This window comes from Desulfoplanes sp. PS50 (assembly GCF_053851535.1).
In genome coordinates this window covers 14698-29703 of the sequence record NZ_JBSPZA010000003.1, presented here as the reverse complement: position 1 = coordinate 29703, position 15006 = coordinate 14698, and the positions used below count along the sequence as shown (strand labels likewise).

Annotated in this window: 13 protein-coding genes; 6 read left to right on the top strand and 7 right to left on the bottom strand. The window is 55.3% G+C overall.

What is annotated here, in order from left to right; genetic code table 11:
• The first annotated feature begins 61 nt into the window (after positions 1-61).
• From pilM to mrtJ, 4 genes are all read left to right on the top strand, one after another.
• Positions 62-1642: a pilus assembly protein PilM gene (gene pilM / locus ACTVJH_RS02175; RefSeq protein ID WP_455987008.1), complete on the top strand. Its 1581-nt coding sequence runs from the start codon at positions 62-64 to the stop codon at positions 1640-1642.
• 7 nt (positions 1643-1649) lie between these two features.
• Complete coding sequence (locus tag ACTVJH_RS02170; protein WP_455987006.1) at positions 1650-2174, top strand: hypothetical protein; 525 nt, start codon at positions 1650-1652, stop codon at positions 2172-2174.
• Positions 2175-2263: 89 nt separating this feature from the next.
• Complete coding sequence (gspN, locus tag ACTVJH_RS02165; RefSeq protein WP_455987004.1) at positions 2264-3133, top strand: type II secretion system protein GspN; 870 nt, start codon at positions 2264-2266, stop codon at positions 3131-3133.
• Positions 3134-3199: 66 nt separating this feature from the next.
• Entirely contained in the window at positions 3200-3640 is a 441-nt protein-coding gene (gene mrtJ / locus ACTVJH_RS02160; RefSeq protein WP_455987002.1) for a JDVT-CTERM system glutamic-type intramembrane protease MrtJ, read from the top strand.
• 273 nt (positions 3641-3913) lie between these two features.
• Here mrtJ and rnhA read toward each other — a convergent pair whose 3' ends face one another.
• Genes rnhA through ACTVJH_RS02145 form a run of 3 tightly spaced genes read right to left on the bottom strand, consistent with a single transcriptional unit; the run spans position 3914 to position 6281 of the window.
• Positions 3914-4393, bottom strand: coding sequence for a ribonuclease HI (rnhA, locus tag ACTVJH_RS02155; protein ID WP_455987194.1), 480 nt, complete (start codon positions 4391-4393; stop codon positions 3914-3916).
• Positions 4380-4895 (bottom strand): hypothetical protein, encoded by a 516-nt coding sequence (locus ACTVJH_RS02150; protein WP_455987000.1) that lies wholly within the window; start codon positions 4893-4895, stop codon positions 4380-4382. The genes rnhA and ACTVJH_RS02150 overlap by 14 nt, the downstream gene beginning before the upstream one ends.
• Before the next feature lie 12 nt (positions 4896-4907).
• Entirely contained in the window at positions 4908-6281 is a 1374-nt protein-coding gene (locus ACTVJH_RS02145; RefSeq protein WP_455986998.1) for a phosphomannomutase/phosphoglucomutase, read from the bottom strand.
• Between the two features lie 386 nt (positions 6282-6667).
• Here ACTVJH_RS02145 and hflK point away from each other — a divergent pair, with 386 nt between their 5' ends.
• Both hflK and hflC read left to right on the top strand, forming a co-directional pair.
• Entirely contained in the window at positions 6668-7768 is a 1101-nt protein-coding gene (hflK, locus tag ACTVJH_RS02140) for an FtsH protease activity modulator HflK (RefSeq protein ID WP_455986996.1), read from the top strand.
• A 3-nt stretch (positions 7769-7771) separates the two neighbouring features.
• Entirely contained in the window at positions 7772-8638 is an 867-nt protein-coding gene (gene hflC / locus ACTVJH_RS02135) for a protease modulator HflC (RefSeq protein WP_455986994.1), read from the top strand.
• A gap of 94 nt (positions 8639-8732) precedes the next feature.
• On the opposite strand, the gene purE is transcribed toward hflC, so the two are convergent.
• From purE to ACTVJH_RS02115, 4 genes are all read right to left on the bottom strand, one after another.
• On the bottom strand, positions 8733-9218 hold the full coding sequence (gene purE / locus ACTVJH_RS02130) for a 5-(carboxyamino)imidazole ribonucleotide mutase (protein ID WP_455986992.1): 486 nt from the start codon (positions 9216-9218) through the stop codon (positions 8733-8735).
• A gap of 47 nt (positions 9219-9265) precedes the next feature.
• The gene (purD, locus tag ACTVJH_RS02125; RefSeq protein ID WP_455986990.1) at positions 9266-10540 is read right to left on the bottom strand and encodes a phosphoribosylamine--glycine ligase; all 1275 of its coding nucleotides are present in this window, start codon (positions 10538-10540) and stop codon (positions 9266-9268) included.
• Between the two features lie 123 nt (positions 10541-10663).
• Complete coding sequence (mutL, locus tag ACTVJH_RS02120; protein WP_455986988.1) at positions 10664-12547, bottom strand: DNA mismatch repair endonuclease MutL; 1884 nt, start codon at positions 12545-12547, stop codon at positions 10664-10666.
• 2 nt (positions 12548-12549) lie between these two features.
• The gene (locus tag ACTVJH_RS02115; RefSeq protein ID WP_455986986.1) at positions 12550-14880 is read right to left on the bottom strand and encodes an LPS-assembly protein LptD; all 2331 of its coding nucleotides are present in this window, start codon (positions 14878-14880) and stop codon (positions 12550-12552) included.
• Positions 14881-15006: the final 126 nt, after the last annotated feature.

Below are 15006 nucleotides of genomic sequence, written 5' to 3'. Positions count from 1 at the left end.
AGTGAACAGCTCGCAACAACGTCACTTTATTTGCAATCAACACCCTGAAGGGGTGAACTCTATGGCCGAAACAATTCTCGGGATCGATGCGGGTTCCTGTCTGATCAAATTGGTGCAGATCGAGCGATCCATGCAGGGTGCCGTGATCAAGAACACGGCGTTCATTCGAAGGGATCTGCTTGATGAATCAGTGGGTGATGGTGAAGCAGAAAAGAACACTTCCGACCCGGTCAATCCCCATGCCCTGCTCGCCCGGGTCATTGCCAAGACTGTGGCCGACAAGGGGATGGTGAGCGATCGAATTATTCTGGGGGTCTCCTCACGCCAGGTCTTTGTCCGTCAGCTCACCTTTCCATTTACCAGCTCTTCCAAAATTTCCCAGGTTCTTGATTTCGAGCTGGAGGGCAGGTTGCCCCTGCCCGGAGAAAACTTGGTCTCCGTATTCACCAAAAAGGAAAAGACACCTACCGGGGATCAGGTGGTTTTGACCGGATCCATGGCACGGGAAGAACTTGCGGCCATGATCCAGGCTTACCGGGATGCGGGACTCAATATCGAGGTGATCGATCTTTCCTGGCACGGACTGCTTGCCCTTCTCGAGGAACACGCCGAAGCGCTTCCCGATCCTCTGGTCGTGGTGGATGCCGGGTGGTCCGGGACCGAGGTCTTCCTCGTTCACCATGATCAGATCATGGAACACCGTTTTGTGGCCATGGGGGGGTCGTCCTTTCTCGAGGATCACGACAAAGAGCGTGAGAACTCCCTGGCCAGCGAATCCGTTGACGCAGCATCCCCTGTACTGACTGAACACGATCTTGGTACCTGGACAGAGAAGATCCTTTCCCTGATCGGTCTGGTGACCATGACCCAGAATCTCGGCCGTCTCAGGCCCGAACAGATTGTTCTCTGCGGCGGGGGAAGTCTGGTCAAAGGGCTTGGTTCAGCTCTGGAACGTGCTCTGCATATTCCCGTACAGACCATGGGGGAACTCAAAAGGGATTTTTTCAAGGATGCGATTGATACCGATACTCCCTGGTCGCTGGTGCACAATGCTGCCGGGCTGGCCCTCAGGGCCAGGAAGCAGGATCTTGGATTCAATTTTCGCACCGGGGAATTCGCGCCTCAAACGACCTTCAAAGATCGGCGCAAACGACTTGTGCATCTGGGTGTGTGTGCGGCGTTGCTGATCGGTGTCTATCTGTTCACCCTGGTGAGTGATATACACCGCAAGAACGAAAATGCGGATCTGTTCGACAGGCAGATCCGGGACCGGGTCGTCGAGGTGCTTCCCGATGTCCGCAAGGGGATGCGCCCTTCCCAGTATATCAGTATTCTTAAGGACAGATTGGCGATTTTCGATGCCGGTGACATTGACGAGGAGGGGGCCAGGGGGTCGGCCATCGAGGTTTTGCAGGCTGTCAGCGCTTTGGTGGACACATCCTTCGAGGTCACTCTGGACATATTCACACTGGATGGGAGCAAGGTCCGTATTTCAGGATCGGCCGATGGATTTGCCACTGTTGAGGCCATGAAACAGCGGCTGCAGTCCTCACCGCTTTTTGCCGATGCAGTGATCAAGGGGGCCAAGAGTGTGGCCAGGGATGGGACGGTGCAGTTCACCCTGGAGCTGGAGAGGGGGTAAAACAATCATGCTCGAGAACCTGAGTCCGAAAACCAGGAAAATGCTTGTGGCCCTTGCCTTGATTCTTGTCGGGGGGATGGCGATGTTGCAGTGGGTGATTGTGCCCCTGCATGAGAAGAGGGACAGGGCGGAGGCCAGGATCGAGCGATCCCGGGGGTACCTCCGGGAGATCATGGTTCTGGGAAATCGCTACAACCGGCAGAACAAGGCCCTCGAAGAGATGGGCAAGGCCGCATCGAAGCGTCCCGAACAGTTCACCCTGTTTGCCTTTGTGGAGTCTCTGGCCGCCCGGGAAGGGCTGCGCAATCACATTGTTTTCATGCGCCCGGCCCAGAAGACCCTTTCCGAGGAACGTACCGAGGAATTGGTGGAAATGCGGCTTACAGGGGTGGATCTGGATATTCTGGTTCCCTATCTTTTTCACATTGAATCGGCTCCCGAGCAGGTTCGGGTGAAACGGCTGACCATTCGGAGCAAGCAGCGCGATGAGAATCTTCTGGATGTGGATCTGGTTCTTTCGGCCATGTCATGAATCCGCCGAGGTAAGTAAATGGTTGTTTTGAATGTGGGAAATGTTTGTTGTCCGGCCAGCGTTACGCACCAGTGGCTGGGAGGCGGAAAATGATGTTGGTCTGGATGAAACGAATAGCCGGCTACATTGCCTTTGCCGTACTCGTGGCAGGTATCTGCCTGTGGTTCGGTTTTCCCTATACCGCCTATGTCAATGCCCGACTGGCAACGATGGAATCACCGTCGGTCCGGGTGGAGGTCGGACAGGCCGAGCCGCTGTTGCCCCTGGGGCTGGCGGCCCAGGACATCGAGCTTGCGTGTCCGACTGTACCGGGTGTTCCGACAATGGAGCTCGAGGAGCTTGGATGCCGGGTCTCTCCCCTCTCTTTTGTGCGCAAGGTCTGGGATGCGTCTGTGCAGGGGCGGGTGTTCGGCGGCAATCTGGAAGGAACGGGACGACTTGCACCCATGCAGCGTCCCGAGAAATTTGACGGACGGCTCTCCTTCGATGGCATCGGGCTAAGCGGTCTGCTGGCCTGTGTGAAGACACTGGAAAACGTTTCCGGGAGAACAACCGGAGAGATTGTTTTCAACGGCCCCATGAGCCGAATCGCCCGAGGCACGGGCAATGCCACGGTGACGCTGGACAAGGTGATGTTCGTGATTGATGATAGGCGCATTCCTGACAAGATCACGGTCGTCGACGGTCAGGGGATGGTGGAGGCCCGTCTGGAAAAGGGACGACTTGATATCATAACCTGCAATTTTTCCTGCAAGGGCATGACAGGGACGATCTCGGGAAAGATCATGCTGCGCCATCCTCTTGTGAAAAGCGACTTGAAACTGCTCGTCTCGATCACTCCCGACGAATTTGTGAAGGAGCAATTCCCCGGAGTTGCTCTGATTATGCGTCCGGGCACCACCTACACAATCAGCCTGACGGGACCATTGGACAACCCCCATGTCGAATTGCCCGGATAACGATCTCCTGGGTTGCTGGGAAGTAAACGGCGTCCGCCAGACGTGCAGCATAAGGACCGGCAGGCTTTGAAACATTCGTCCCATGCATCGTTGGAAGGATTGAACCCTTTTGTCGGCGGGTGGTTCTTTGTGCGGGAACCGCTGTTTTATCTGGTGGCTGCTGCGGGCATGTCGGCCTGGCTTCTGCCCCAACAGCGGATTGCCATGGGATGGACTGTCCTGCTGATCAAGGCGGTCCTCGAGGAGTGCGTGTTCAGGTACGGTCTGCAAGGATGGTTGAGAGGCTTTGCACGGGGCAGGCAGCTTGTGATGCCGGGCATTACCCGGGCGAACATTGTGACATCAGTGGCGTTCACGGGGGTCCATTTCATCCACCATCCACCATTGTGGGCAGCAGCCGTGTTCGTCCCGTCCCTGATCTTCGGCTGGGCCTGGGACCGGTATCGGAATATTCTGGCCCCGGTAGTCATTCACTTTGTGTACAATTGGTGTTTGTTCAACGGGTGAGGGAATGAGGGGGAAACCCCGGTAAGGCGGGCCGGTTCGGTGGATAGTGCCGAGTTCTGAAAAAAGTTGTCATTTTTTGAGTCGGATTTTCCTTTTTGACGTCATCCCGGCGCAGGCCGGGATCTTGAAGGCCAGGGATGTGCCTGAAACGCCCAAGCACCATCAAACCGGGGAAGATCCCGGATCAAGTCCGGGATGACTGTCGAGTCCGGTCTCCCGTCTCCCATCTCCGGTCTCCTGCCTCCTGCGCACTGCCTCCTGCGCACTTTTCTTTTACCCCTCATACCCCTCATCCACCGCCAGATCATTTCCCGATGCCGCTTCCTTGGCCAGGACATCGCACCGTTCATTTTCCGGGTGCCCATTATGTCCTTTGACCCAGTGGAAACGGACCTCGTGACGAGCGAGCAGGGGGATAAGTCGGGTCCACAGATCCTGATTTTTGACCGGTTTCTTGGCAGAGGTTTTCCAGCCGTTTTTCACCCATCCCCGGATCCAGTTCTTGTTCACTGCATCACAGAGATATTTGGAATCCGTATACAGATCCACGTTCGCCTTTGTGGTCAGGGCCTCCAGGGCCTTGATGGCGGCGAGGAGTTCCATCCGGTTGTTGGTGGTCCGGGCGAACCCCCCGGAGAGTTCCTTGTCCTTTTTCGGGTGTTCAAGAATCGCTCCCCAGCCCCCGGGACCGGGATTGCCCAGGGCCGATCCGTCCGTATAGACAGTTACTGTGGGGAGTTCAGTTGGTGGCATCATTGTTTTCCAATTGTTCGAGTCGTTCCCCGATATGGGCCAGGGCCGATCCCAGGCCTTGCGGCCAGCGTTCGTCCTGCCAAAAGGGAAGGAAATGTTCGTTGGCCAGATACTTTTCGAACTCTGTGCCCAGAGCCGATCGCACAAGGGGGGGAAAGATGATGGTGACCTCCTGCCTGTCCGGACAGATGCCGATGAACAGGGTTTTCGAGGTGAGGGTGGGAACGATGATCGGTTCCCTGGTCACCTTGAGCTGCAGGTCGATTCCATAGCGCGACGTGAGCATCCGGGTGAAAGAGTGGATGGCCTTTTTCTGGTCCGAGGTCAGGGTCTTGGTCTGATCCCAGATAGCCTGTTTGGTCTGGATCTCGTCCAAAGAGTGTTCATAGTAATGCCAGTAGAGAACGCCCACCAGGACAAAGACACCGACAAGGGCCATAACGCGTAAAAACCGGGTCAGGGGCGTGTCTCCGGGCCGTTGTGAGATCTTGGGAATGAGCACGTCAGAGAGCTCCTAGGTTGTGGAAAATGCCTCGATCCATTGGTGCAGGGGTTTTTCAACGATCTGTCGGATTTCGGCCAATCGCTGCTCGGATTCGGCCTCGAAGCGCAGGACCAGGACAGGCTGGGTATTGGATGCCCGGAGCAGGGCCCAGCCATCCTTGAAGGTCAGACGCACTCCGTCCACGTCGTTCATGTCGAAATCATTTCTGAAATATTCCTGGGCCTTGCGAACAATATCGAATGTAATGCCTTCAGGACAGTCCATGCGGATTTCCGGAGTGTTGCAGGTAACCGGCCAGGAGGAGAGCCATTCGCTCAAGGGGAGCTGGTTTTTTTGGGCCAGAATCTCCACCAGCCGCTGGGCCGCGTACAGGGCATCGTCGAATCCGTAGAATCGGTCGGCAAAAAACATATGTCCGCTCATCTCCCCGGCCAGAAGGGCACCTGTCTCCTTCATCTTGGCCTTGATCAGGGAATGGCCCGTCTTCCACATGACGGGATTACCCCCGTGCCGGGCAATATCCTCATAGAGGAGATGGGAACACTTGACCTCTCCTATGACGGTCGCTCCCGGGTGATTTTTCAGAACCTCCCGGGCATAGATGGCCAGAAGCTTGTCCCCGTAAACAATGTTTCCCCTTTCATCGATGACCCCGATACGGTCACCATCGCCATCCAGTCCCACGCCGAGGTCGGCCTTGTTTTCGAGAACCGCGGCCTGCAGATCCCGGACATTGTCAGTCACGGTAGGATCGGGATGGTGGTTGGGAAAGTTGCCGTCCGGTTCGCAGTACAGGGGGATGACCGTGGCACCGATCCGTTCCAGAAGCTTTACGCAGACCAGTCCGGCACTCCCGTTTCCCCCATCGACCACCACCTTGAAAGGTCTGTCCAGAGTCGTCTGCGCACCAAGTTCTTCCAGATAGGCCGGTTCGATATCCATTTCTGTGGCCATTCCGTCCCCCCGGGCAAAATCACCCCCTGCCATGATGGAATGGATGGCCTGGATATCATCGGTATGTACAGTGCTTTCGCCTTCCCACACCTTGAATCCGTTGAACTCCTTGGGGTTGTGACTGGCTGTGATCATGACCCCTGCATGGAACCCCAGTTTTTTGACCGCGTAGTAGAAAAGAGGGGTCGCCACCATGTTGACATAGGTCACATGGATCCCCGTATCCAACAGTCCCTGAACCATACGGGCCTGGTAGCCGGATGAGGAGTGGCGGCAGTCATGGGCGACAACAGCCCGCTTGTGGCCCCTGCTGACGAAAAATGTCCCGCAGGCGCGTCCCAGGGTTTCCACCCATTCCCCGTCAAAATCCTTGTCCACTATGCCTCGGATGTCGTAAGCTTTGAAAATTGATTGATTGATCGGTTTCATTAGGATATCCTGCTTTGAATTGTTTGCAAGGCTGTCATTGTTGGCGGGTTCTTGATCAATGTTTGGTGAAGTCATACATAATGGACAACTAGCATAATCCATGCCCTGTTGGTGAGAGGGCTGACCACGCGAGTGTTTCCGGGGAAGGCCCTTTAAAATTTTAGGACAAATAGACGCCCCCCTGATAAAAGTCAAAAAAATCGAGAGAGAGCTGGAGGGGTTGTCAGCTGATCTTTTGATGCCTATGTGATCCTTTCCTGACTTGAAACAATGAGCTGGTACAGAGTCGAGGACAAGGAATCCGAAGATCGTTTCCCGTGTTTGAATGATGGTTCGTGCATTACAGAGCCATCACTTAAGCACACACCTTTTATGCGGAGATATCTATGAGTTGGGATTGGGAAAAATTGCAGGAGCAAAAGCAGAGGCACCAGCCCGGGAGGAAGCCGGATCTGGGAAATCTGGATGAAAAGATCAAGCAGTTCCGCCAGATGAAATTGCCCGGGATGAAACTGGTAGGTTTGATCATTGTTGTTCTCTGGCTGGCAAGCGGCATCTACATTGTCGCTCCGGACGAACTCGGGGTGGTCCAGCGTTTTGGGGCCTATAACAGGACAACCGTGTCGGGCCCTCATTATCATCTGCCCGTGCCCATTGAATCTGTGCAGACCCCCAAGGTCACCCAGGTCCGTCGGCTGGAAATAGGCTTTCGTTCCGCGGGGCAGCGGAACAACATTGCGGGTCAGAGCCGTGTCTTCCCTGAAGAGGCCCTCATGCTCACCGGGGACGAGAACATCGTCAATGTCCAGTTCATTGTTCAGTATCAGATCAAGAACGCCCAGAACTATCTGTTCAACATCAGTCAGCCCAATAAAACGGTCAAGGATGCTGCCGAGGCGGCCATGCGCAAGGTCATCGGGCACAACACCATTGATAGTGCCCTGACCACCGAGAAGTTCGCCATCCAGAACCAGACCAAGGAACTTCTTCAGACGATTCTGGACCACTACACCAGCGGTATCAAGATTGTGGCTGTCCAGCTCCAGGATGTCCATCCACCCAAAGAGGTCAGCGATGCCTTCAAGGATGTGGCCAGTGCCAAGGAGGACAAGAGCCGGTTCATCAATGAGGCCGAGGCCTATCGCAACGACCTGATCCCCAAGACTCGCGGTGAGGTCGCCTCTATCCTGAACAAGGCCGAGGCGTACAAGCAAACGGTGATCAAAAAGGCCGAGGGTGACAGCTCCAAGTTTCTGGCTGTGTTGCGTGAATACAAAAAAGCAAAGGATGTCACCAGGAAGCGCATGTATCTGGAAACCATGGAGAATATTCTCTCCCAGCCCAATGTCCACAAGGTGATTCTTTCCAGCGATGCCATGGGCAAGGCGATCCCGTATCTTCCTTTGGACCGGATCGGCGAGCAGGCCCAGGCGGGCAGAATGGTGGGATCCAAAAATGTTGTAAGCGGCAATACGGGAGGTAACTAGACCATGGCAGAGAAAAAACTACCCACGATTATGATCATTGTTGCCGTGGCTCTGGTCCTCGGTCTGTTCCAGTCCGTGTACATCGTCGACCAGACCCAGCGGGCCATTGTTCTCCAGCTTGGAAAACCTGTTGGCGACAGCCAGGGCCCCGGACTGCATTTCAAGCTGCCGTTTGTCCAGAACGTGATCATGTTCGACCAGCGTATACTTGAGTACGATGCCCAGCCTGCGGAAATCCTGACCAAGGACAAGAAGAACCTGGTCGTGGATAATTATTCCAGATGGCGGATCAGCGACCCCCTGCTTTTTTACCGGACCGTGAACAATATTGAAGGCGGTCGTTCCCGTCTCGATGACATCGTCTATGCGGAACTCCGGGTCTCTCTGGGCCGGTTCACCCTGACGGAGATCGTGTCCAGCGACCGGGCCGAAATCATGACTCAGGTTACGGAAAAGGCAAACTCCCTGCTCAAGGATTACGGGATTCTGGTTCTTGATGTGCGCATCAAACGGACCGATCTTCCCCCGGAGAACCAGATGGCCATCTATGGCCGTATGCGGGCCGAGCGTGAGAGACAGGCCAAGCAATACCGGTCTGAGGGGCGCGAACAAGGGGTGATGATCAGCACCAGTGCGGACAGGGAACGAGCTATTATGCTCGCCGAGGCCGAGAAAAAGTCAGAGGTGCTCAAGGGTGAAGGCGATGCCCGGGCCACAGAGATCTATGCCGCTTCCCTGGGACAGGATCCGGAATTCTATGCGTTTATCAGAAGCCTGGAGGCCTATAGAAAGGGGTTGTCCAAGAATACCCGGTTGATCATGACCCCGGACAACGAGTTCCTGGAGCTTTTGGAAGGGTATGGGAAATAGAAAAAAGAAAAACTCCTCTAAGGATTTTTTCTTAAAGGATAGATACGAAAAAGCCCCCCTGGTACGTTCATTCTCCAGGGGGGCTTTTTCGTGGTTATTCAAGGCCGTGGGCAGCTTTTTCAACGTCTTCGCGCATGGCGGCGCGTTCGGCCTGGATTTTTTGCTCCAGGCCCGGATCGCTCAGGGCGATGATCTGGGCCGCCAGCCAGGCGGCATTTTTGGCCCCGACCTTGTCCAGGGCCAGAGTGCCTACAGGAAAGCCCGGGGGCATTTGGACCGTTGCCAGCAGTGCGTCCAAGCCGCCAAGGGAGGAACCGGTAATGGGAATTCCCAGGACCGGCCTGGTCGTCTTGGCAGCTACAGCTCCGGCCAGATGGGCGGCCAGGCCTGCGGCGCAGATGAAAACCAGGCATCCCTGCTCCTCCATCTCCTTGATCAGCCGGGTGGTCCGTTCCGGTGTTCTGTGGGCCGAGGTCACTGTCAGCAGGTAGTCGATTCCGAGTTTGTCCAGAATGTCTGCACAGGGTCGGACCTTTTCCTCATCCGAAATGCTTCCCATGAAAATGGCCACCTTGGGCATGGCTCCTCCTTGGATGTCGGTTTATCCGGTGTGCATCGTGCCGGAGATTATCCCCGGGACAACCCTTTGTCGCCGATATCATTGCGAAAGTATTTGCCGTCAAAGGCGATTTTGTCCACCGCCTCGTAGGCCTTCATCTTGGCCTCTGCCAGGTCCTTGCCCAGAGCGGTTACGCCGAGAACCCGTCCTCCGTTGCACAGTGTCCTGCCGTTTTCAAGGCGGGTTCCCGCCTGAAAGACCTTGACCCCGGGAAGGGACTCGGCGTCCTTGATTCCGGTGATTTCCATGCCTTTGGAATAGCTGCCCGGATATCCTTTGGCTGCCAGGACCACGCACAGGCTATGCTCGGGTTTGATGACGATATCCACCTTATCCAGGCTGCCGTTGACACAGGCGAGCATGATCTCGACGATATCCGTGTCCAGTCGGGCCAACAGAGGCTGGCATTCAGGGTCTCCGAAACGGACATTGTACTCCAGGACATAGGGACCCTTGTCCGTATACATGAGCCCGGCATAGAGGACTCCCTGAAAGGGGTGGTCCATGGCGTCGAGATGCTGAATGATCGGTTTGATGACCAGATCGCTTGTGGCCTGATAATCCTTGCGGGGCAGGATGGGAGCCGGACTGTATGCGCCCATGCCCCCGGTGTTCGGTCCGGTGTCGCCATCGCCGATGCGTTTGTGGTCCTGGGAAGAGGGCAATGCCACGACGGTGTGGCCGTCGCAAAAGGCCAGGAAGGAGGCTTCTTCTCCCTGCAGGGCTTCTTCGATGACCACTCGGGTGCCTGCGCTTCCGAACACCTTCTTTTCCATCATTTCTTCAAGGGTGGTTATCCCCTCCTGCAGATTGTCGACAATGACCACACCCTTGCCGGCAGCGAGACCGTCCGCCTTGATAACCACGGGCAGGGTCTGTTTTTTCAGATATTCCTTAGCCAGGATGAAGTCGTCGAATACGGCGAAATCGGCCGTGGGTACCTCGGCCTCCTGCATCACCGACTTGGCAAAGCCCTTGGAGCCTTCAAGCTGGGCGGCGTAGGCCCCGGGGCCGAAGCAGGGGATATTTTTTTCCTTGAGACCGTTTTTGAGCCCGAGAACCAGGGGCAGCTCGAGACCGGCAACAACCAGATCAATGGATTTTGCAACAGCGAACTCCACCAGTGCCGGGATGTCATCCGGGGCAATATCCACGTTTTCGCCCTCCAGGGCGGTACCTCCGTTGCCTGGTGCTATATAGAGCGTGGTCAGCAAGGGGCTCTGTCTGATCTTCCAGGCCAGAGCGTGTTCCCTGCCTCCTGATCCAACGAGTAGAATGTTCATGAATGGTTCTCCTTGTAAGAAGCGTTGCTCGGTATCGTGACAATGCATACCTCGTCTTGAAAATTCCACGATTCGAGTTACATCTGTACGGGCATCAATCAGAAAGGGTGTTTTTTGTACAACTCACGGCTTTCGCTTGAAAAGTTTTTCCAACTCTCTGACCGTCCAGGTAAGAATGACCGGTCGGCCGTGGGGACAATAGCGGTTGTCAGGACATTCGGACCATGCCTGTACCAGGTTCATGGCCTCGTCATAGGCCAGGACATGACCCGCCTTGATGGCACTTTTACAGCTCAGGGTTGTCCAGAGGCTGTTCATATCCCGGGTCTGCTCTCCGAGAACCGTTCGCAGATAGTTCATGGCCTCGTCTGTGACGAGACTGGTGGGGATGGCCCGGATAAGCAGGGTCGCTGGTTCGGGACGATCAAGGGTGAAGCCGATTTGCGCCAGGCTGCCCCAGATTCTTTCAAGTACCTCGATTTCCGAAGGGTGGAGGGTCATTTCCAGGGGGATGGCCAGACGCTGGTGCTCTCCCCTGTTCCCGGCAGTGGAAAAGATGTGGTACAGGACCCGTTCATGGGCCGCATGCTGATCCATGAGCATAAGGGTGTCGCCCTGGCTCAGAATGAGATAGGTCCGGTCGAACTGGCCGAGATAGGTCAATCCGTGGGGCGCTGAAGCCGCATTGGGCGGGGATGTGGTATCATCCGATCCTCTGGTGGAGCATGTCGGGCTGTCCGGGGCGGTCTCTGTCCCTGTTGCCGTTGATCGGTTTTCCGAAGAAAAATGTTTCGACGTATCCGGCGAGGTTTCCTGTGCGCTGAAAAGGCGTTCTGCTTCATGCAGGGCTGAAAATTTCCCGGATCGCCGTGTATCCTCTGGAGGCGTGGTATGATCCGCGGTTCTCCCCGACGGGGAAAAAGGAGCTGCTGATTCGATGGTTGTTGCGGGGATGTCCACCGGTCTTTCCCTGACAAAGGACTCCCTAGGAGTGGACAGATGGTCTGGTCGTACCTGGACGGTTTCCAGCCCCTTGCGCACCGCCCCCTGGACCAGGGTGAAGACGGCCCGCTCATCCATGAATCTGACTTCAGTCTTGGCCGGGTGGACATTGATGTCCACCTCCCGGGTCGGCAGGGTCACGAAAAGAAGGGCCTGGGGATATTCCTTGGAGAGCAGGGTCCCCTGATACCCCCGTCTGAGGGCGCTTAGGAGCAGCTTGTCCTTTACGGGACGTTCGTTCACATAGATGATGATCCTGTCTCCACGCCCCTGGGCTTGCCCGGGTGCGCCCATGAGCCCGGTTACGCGCATGGTGTCCCGTTCGTAGTGTATTCGGGAAAGTCCCTGCATCAAACTGGGAGGCCAGATACGCTGTAAACGGTCCTCAAGGGTGTCACCCGCCATGAACCGGAAGATTTCCCGACCGTTATGGGTCAGGGAGAAGGAAACATCGAGATGTGCCAGGGCGATATGGGCCAGGGCCTCCTGGCACCGCTTGGCTTCCGTGGCCGTGGTCTTGAGAAATTTGAGCCGGACCGGAACATTGGCAAAAAGTTCCCTGACCTCGATGCGGGTTCCCCGGGCAATGGCTGCCGGGCGGATTTCGGAAATCCTTCCGTGGACTACCTCTGCCTGAGCACCTTGTTCGGCTCCCGGAACAATGGTGGTGATCGTGGTTCGTGAAACCGAGGCGATGGATGCCAGGGCCTCTCCCCTGAACCCGAAACTGGAGATATTCAGGAGATCATCCATGGAGCCGATTTTGCTTGTGGCGTGGCGTGTCAGGGCCAGCGGCAGCTCCTCTTCGGAGATACCCACCCCATTGTCCTGGACCAGAATTTTTTCCTGACCGCCCCGATGAATCTCCACATCGATGCTCGTGGCGCCGGCGTCAAGACTGTTTTCCACCAACTCCTTGACCGCGCTGGCCGGACGTTCAAGAACCTCGCCTGCCGCGATCTGACTCTGTAGTTCAGGAGGGAGAATGCGGATGGATGCATTCATGTTCATCCTCCCATGCTACCGAGGTTGTATAGAGTGATCATGACGGCGACCTTTTCGTCGGTGTCTGTCTTGGTGAAAAAGCACTCAAAGGTGAAGCATTGATGCTTGTAGGTAAGGATCATCTCTCTTTCGAGATCTTTGCCGTCTTCGAGATCGCTCTTGTAATTGAGGGCCAGAAACCAGTTTTTGGACAGATGCAGATCTCCACCCAGAGTCAGGATGCGTGATCTGTCTCCCGCACCGAGGTAATTGGTTTTTTTCGTATACTCCTGCTCCCTGTCCACGAAATCCAAACCGCAATATGCGCTGGCCAAGTCGTCGAGAAAGACTCGGGCCGTATGTTCGTGTTCGGTTATCCGGTTGATATAGGGGGAGTACCAGGAGGTGGAGGTGAGGCTCAGGTATTTCCGTGGATTGATGGTCAGTTTCGCCTCGATATCGGAAAAGGGACGGTTGGGATAACGATCCGTGAGCTCGGTTCGCGCGGCCTCCCGGAAGTCGTAACTCTGTTCCACCTTGAGGCGCAGGAAGTCGAGGTAATCCTCTCGGGTCGTGGTTGAATTGCCCTGGGTTTCAGGATCGTTGATCACGGTGAGCCGCTTGCGGGTTAAAAGATTGGTCAGCGAATAGGTCAGGTTGCTCTCGGGATAGATGGTGTCGTCCCTGTCGAATTGGGGATTTTTCTTCTGGTCGTCCAATGTGTTGGGAACCCAGGAATATTCGATATCCGGCGCTACGGAATGCTTGAGCTTGGTCCAGGCGGATGTGCCGAGATTGTCCTTGGAGGAGACGGGAGGGGCTTGGAGATCATATACCCTGAAAACATTGGTGGTCAGTTCCACCGATGCGTCCGGGATGCCGCGGAAGGGATATTTATCACTGGTGTCTATGGTGTTGCCCGTGTTCTCGAATCGGTCCACCGCATACAGGGTCTCACGCCATCCCACTTTGGGGATGACCGCTCCGTATCCCGATCGCAGGGGGAGGCTGATTTTCGGGTGGACATCCAGGCGGGATCCCTTGGTTCCGTATTCCCTCCAGAAATAGGTATACTGCGAGGTGGCCTCCCATTCGAACATGGTCGAGGCGAGTTTATTCTTGTACACGTTGAAATTGATTTCAGGAAGCCGCTGCAGCGTAGGGTTCAGGGCCGAGTCCCTGTCGGAACTGTCGTTGAAATAGGCGAGATTCTGGGTGTACTCCAGGCGGAGTTCAAGGCCGGTGTTGGCCCAATTGTGCCGTACCGACAGGATGTTTTCCCGCAAACTGTCGTCATCGTCCTCGATGTCCCGACCGAATTCATTCATGAATTCGGTCCTGCTTTGATCGAAACCACTGTGGCCGTCACTGAATTCACGGAGATACTGGTAGTCGGAGACAATATCCAGATCGAGTTTGGCCGGCCACAGGGGAGACAGGAAATAACCGTCGAATTTTCCACGCAGCCAGTATCTGTCACTGTGTGGGCGTTGCCAGTCACTCGAGATATATTCGCCATCCTCATAGTTCTGACGGTCGTTCAACCAGTCGAAACGGAGCAGGGTTTTTGTGTCCAGATCCGGGGTGTGACGGAATTCAACGCCCTGCATGAGGCCACGTTTGCTCATGTAATTTTCATACAGGGTCAGATCGGTTTCTTCGTCAATAACCTGGAAATACGGAAGATTGATGTGGGCGCCAAGCTGCTTGCTGACTTCCAGATCCGGAAGAAGAAATCCGCTCTGGCGTTCGGTCTTCACCGGTACGGTCAGGTATGGAGAATAGAGAACGGGTTGGCCTTTGATCTGGAGTCGGGGATTCCAGAGATGTGCGTATCCATTAATTGTTACATCACCGGAGCTGGTTTTCAGAGACCATGCCGGACGTTCTCCATCACAGGAGGTGACGGTTGCCTGGCTGAATGTATAGGTGTTCTCTCCGGTCTTGTGGATTTTTTCCCCTTTGATGTACACATGATTGTCCTCAATGAACACCTGCCCGTTGGTCATCCAGCCGACGCTGTTACCCAGATCGAATTCAGCCTTCTCGGCCTCCAGATAGTCGCCATCCCATTTGACCTTGATATTTCCTTCAAGATACAACCATTGAGTTGACTTGTAGTATTTGGCGTAATCAGCTTGGAGGGTGTTGTCCCCCTGGAAGAGAAGAACATTGCCGCGGGCCTCGGTGAGCTCCCCCTGATTGAGGGTTTGGACCGTGTCAGCGTAGAGATTCCAGGCAACATCCTCTTGAGAAGTGGTCGCGCCTCGACTGTCCTGGGGAAGGCAGACGAGGAGAAAAAGGAGGATGAAAACGAATGGACGGGGTGAGATATGTGAAGGTATTTCAGACATGATACGATACATTGCTTGTTATGGGATTCCATGTGCACAGCTATCGATTCAAGAGCTGAACCGTTTAGCATAGGAGTATGCAAAAGCATAGGAAAAAATCCCGGGTGGATTGCTTCTGCAGTATAT

Coding starts and splice junctions, on each gene's coding strand:
- hflK (WP_455986996.1), top strand. CDS start 6,668: ATGAGTTGGGATTGGGAAAAATTGCAGGAGCAAAAGCAGAGGCACCAG.
- ACTVJH_RS02145 (WP_455986998.1), bottom strand. CDS start 6,281: ATGAAACCGATCAATCAATCAATTTTCAAAGCTTACGACATCCGAGGC.
- ACTVJH_RS02170 (WP_455987006.1), top strand. CDS start 1,650: ATGCTCGAGAACCTGAGTCCGAAAACCAGGAAAATGCTTGTGGCCCTT.
- ACTVJH_RS02115 (WP_455986986.1), bottom strand. CDS start 14,880: ATGTCTGAAATACCTTCACATATCTCACCCCGTCCATTCGTTTTCATC.
- hflC (WP_455986994.1), top strand. CDS start 7,772: ATGGCAGAGAAAAAACTACCCACGATTATGATCATTGTTGCCGTGGCT.
- rnhA (WP_455987194.1), bottom strand. CDS start 4,393: ATGCCACCAACTGAACTCCCCACAGTAACTGTCTATACGGACGGATCG.
- purD (WP_455986990.1), bottom strand. CDS start 10,540: ATGAACATTCTACTCGTTGGATCAGGAGGCAGGGAACACGCTCTGGCC.
- gspN (WP_455987004.1), top strand. CDS start 2,264: ATGATGTTGGTCTGGATGAAACGAATAGCCGGCTACATTGCCTTTGCC.
- purE (WP_455986992.1), bottom strand. CDS start 9,218: ATGCCCAAGGTGGCCATTTTCATGGGAAGCATTTCGGATGAGGAAAAG.
- mutL (WP_455986988.1), bottom strand. CDS start 12,547: ATGAATGCATCCATCCGCATTCTCCCTCCTGAACTACAGAGTCAGATC.
- pilM (WP_455987008.1), top strand. CDS start 62: ATGGCCGAAACAATTCTCGGGATCGATGCGGGTTCCTGTCTGATCAAA.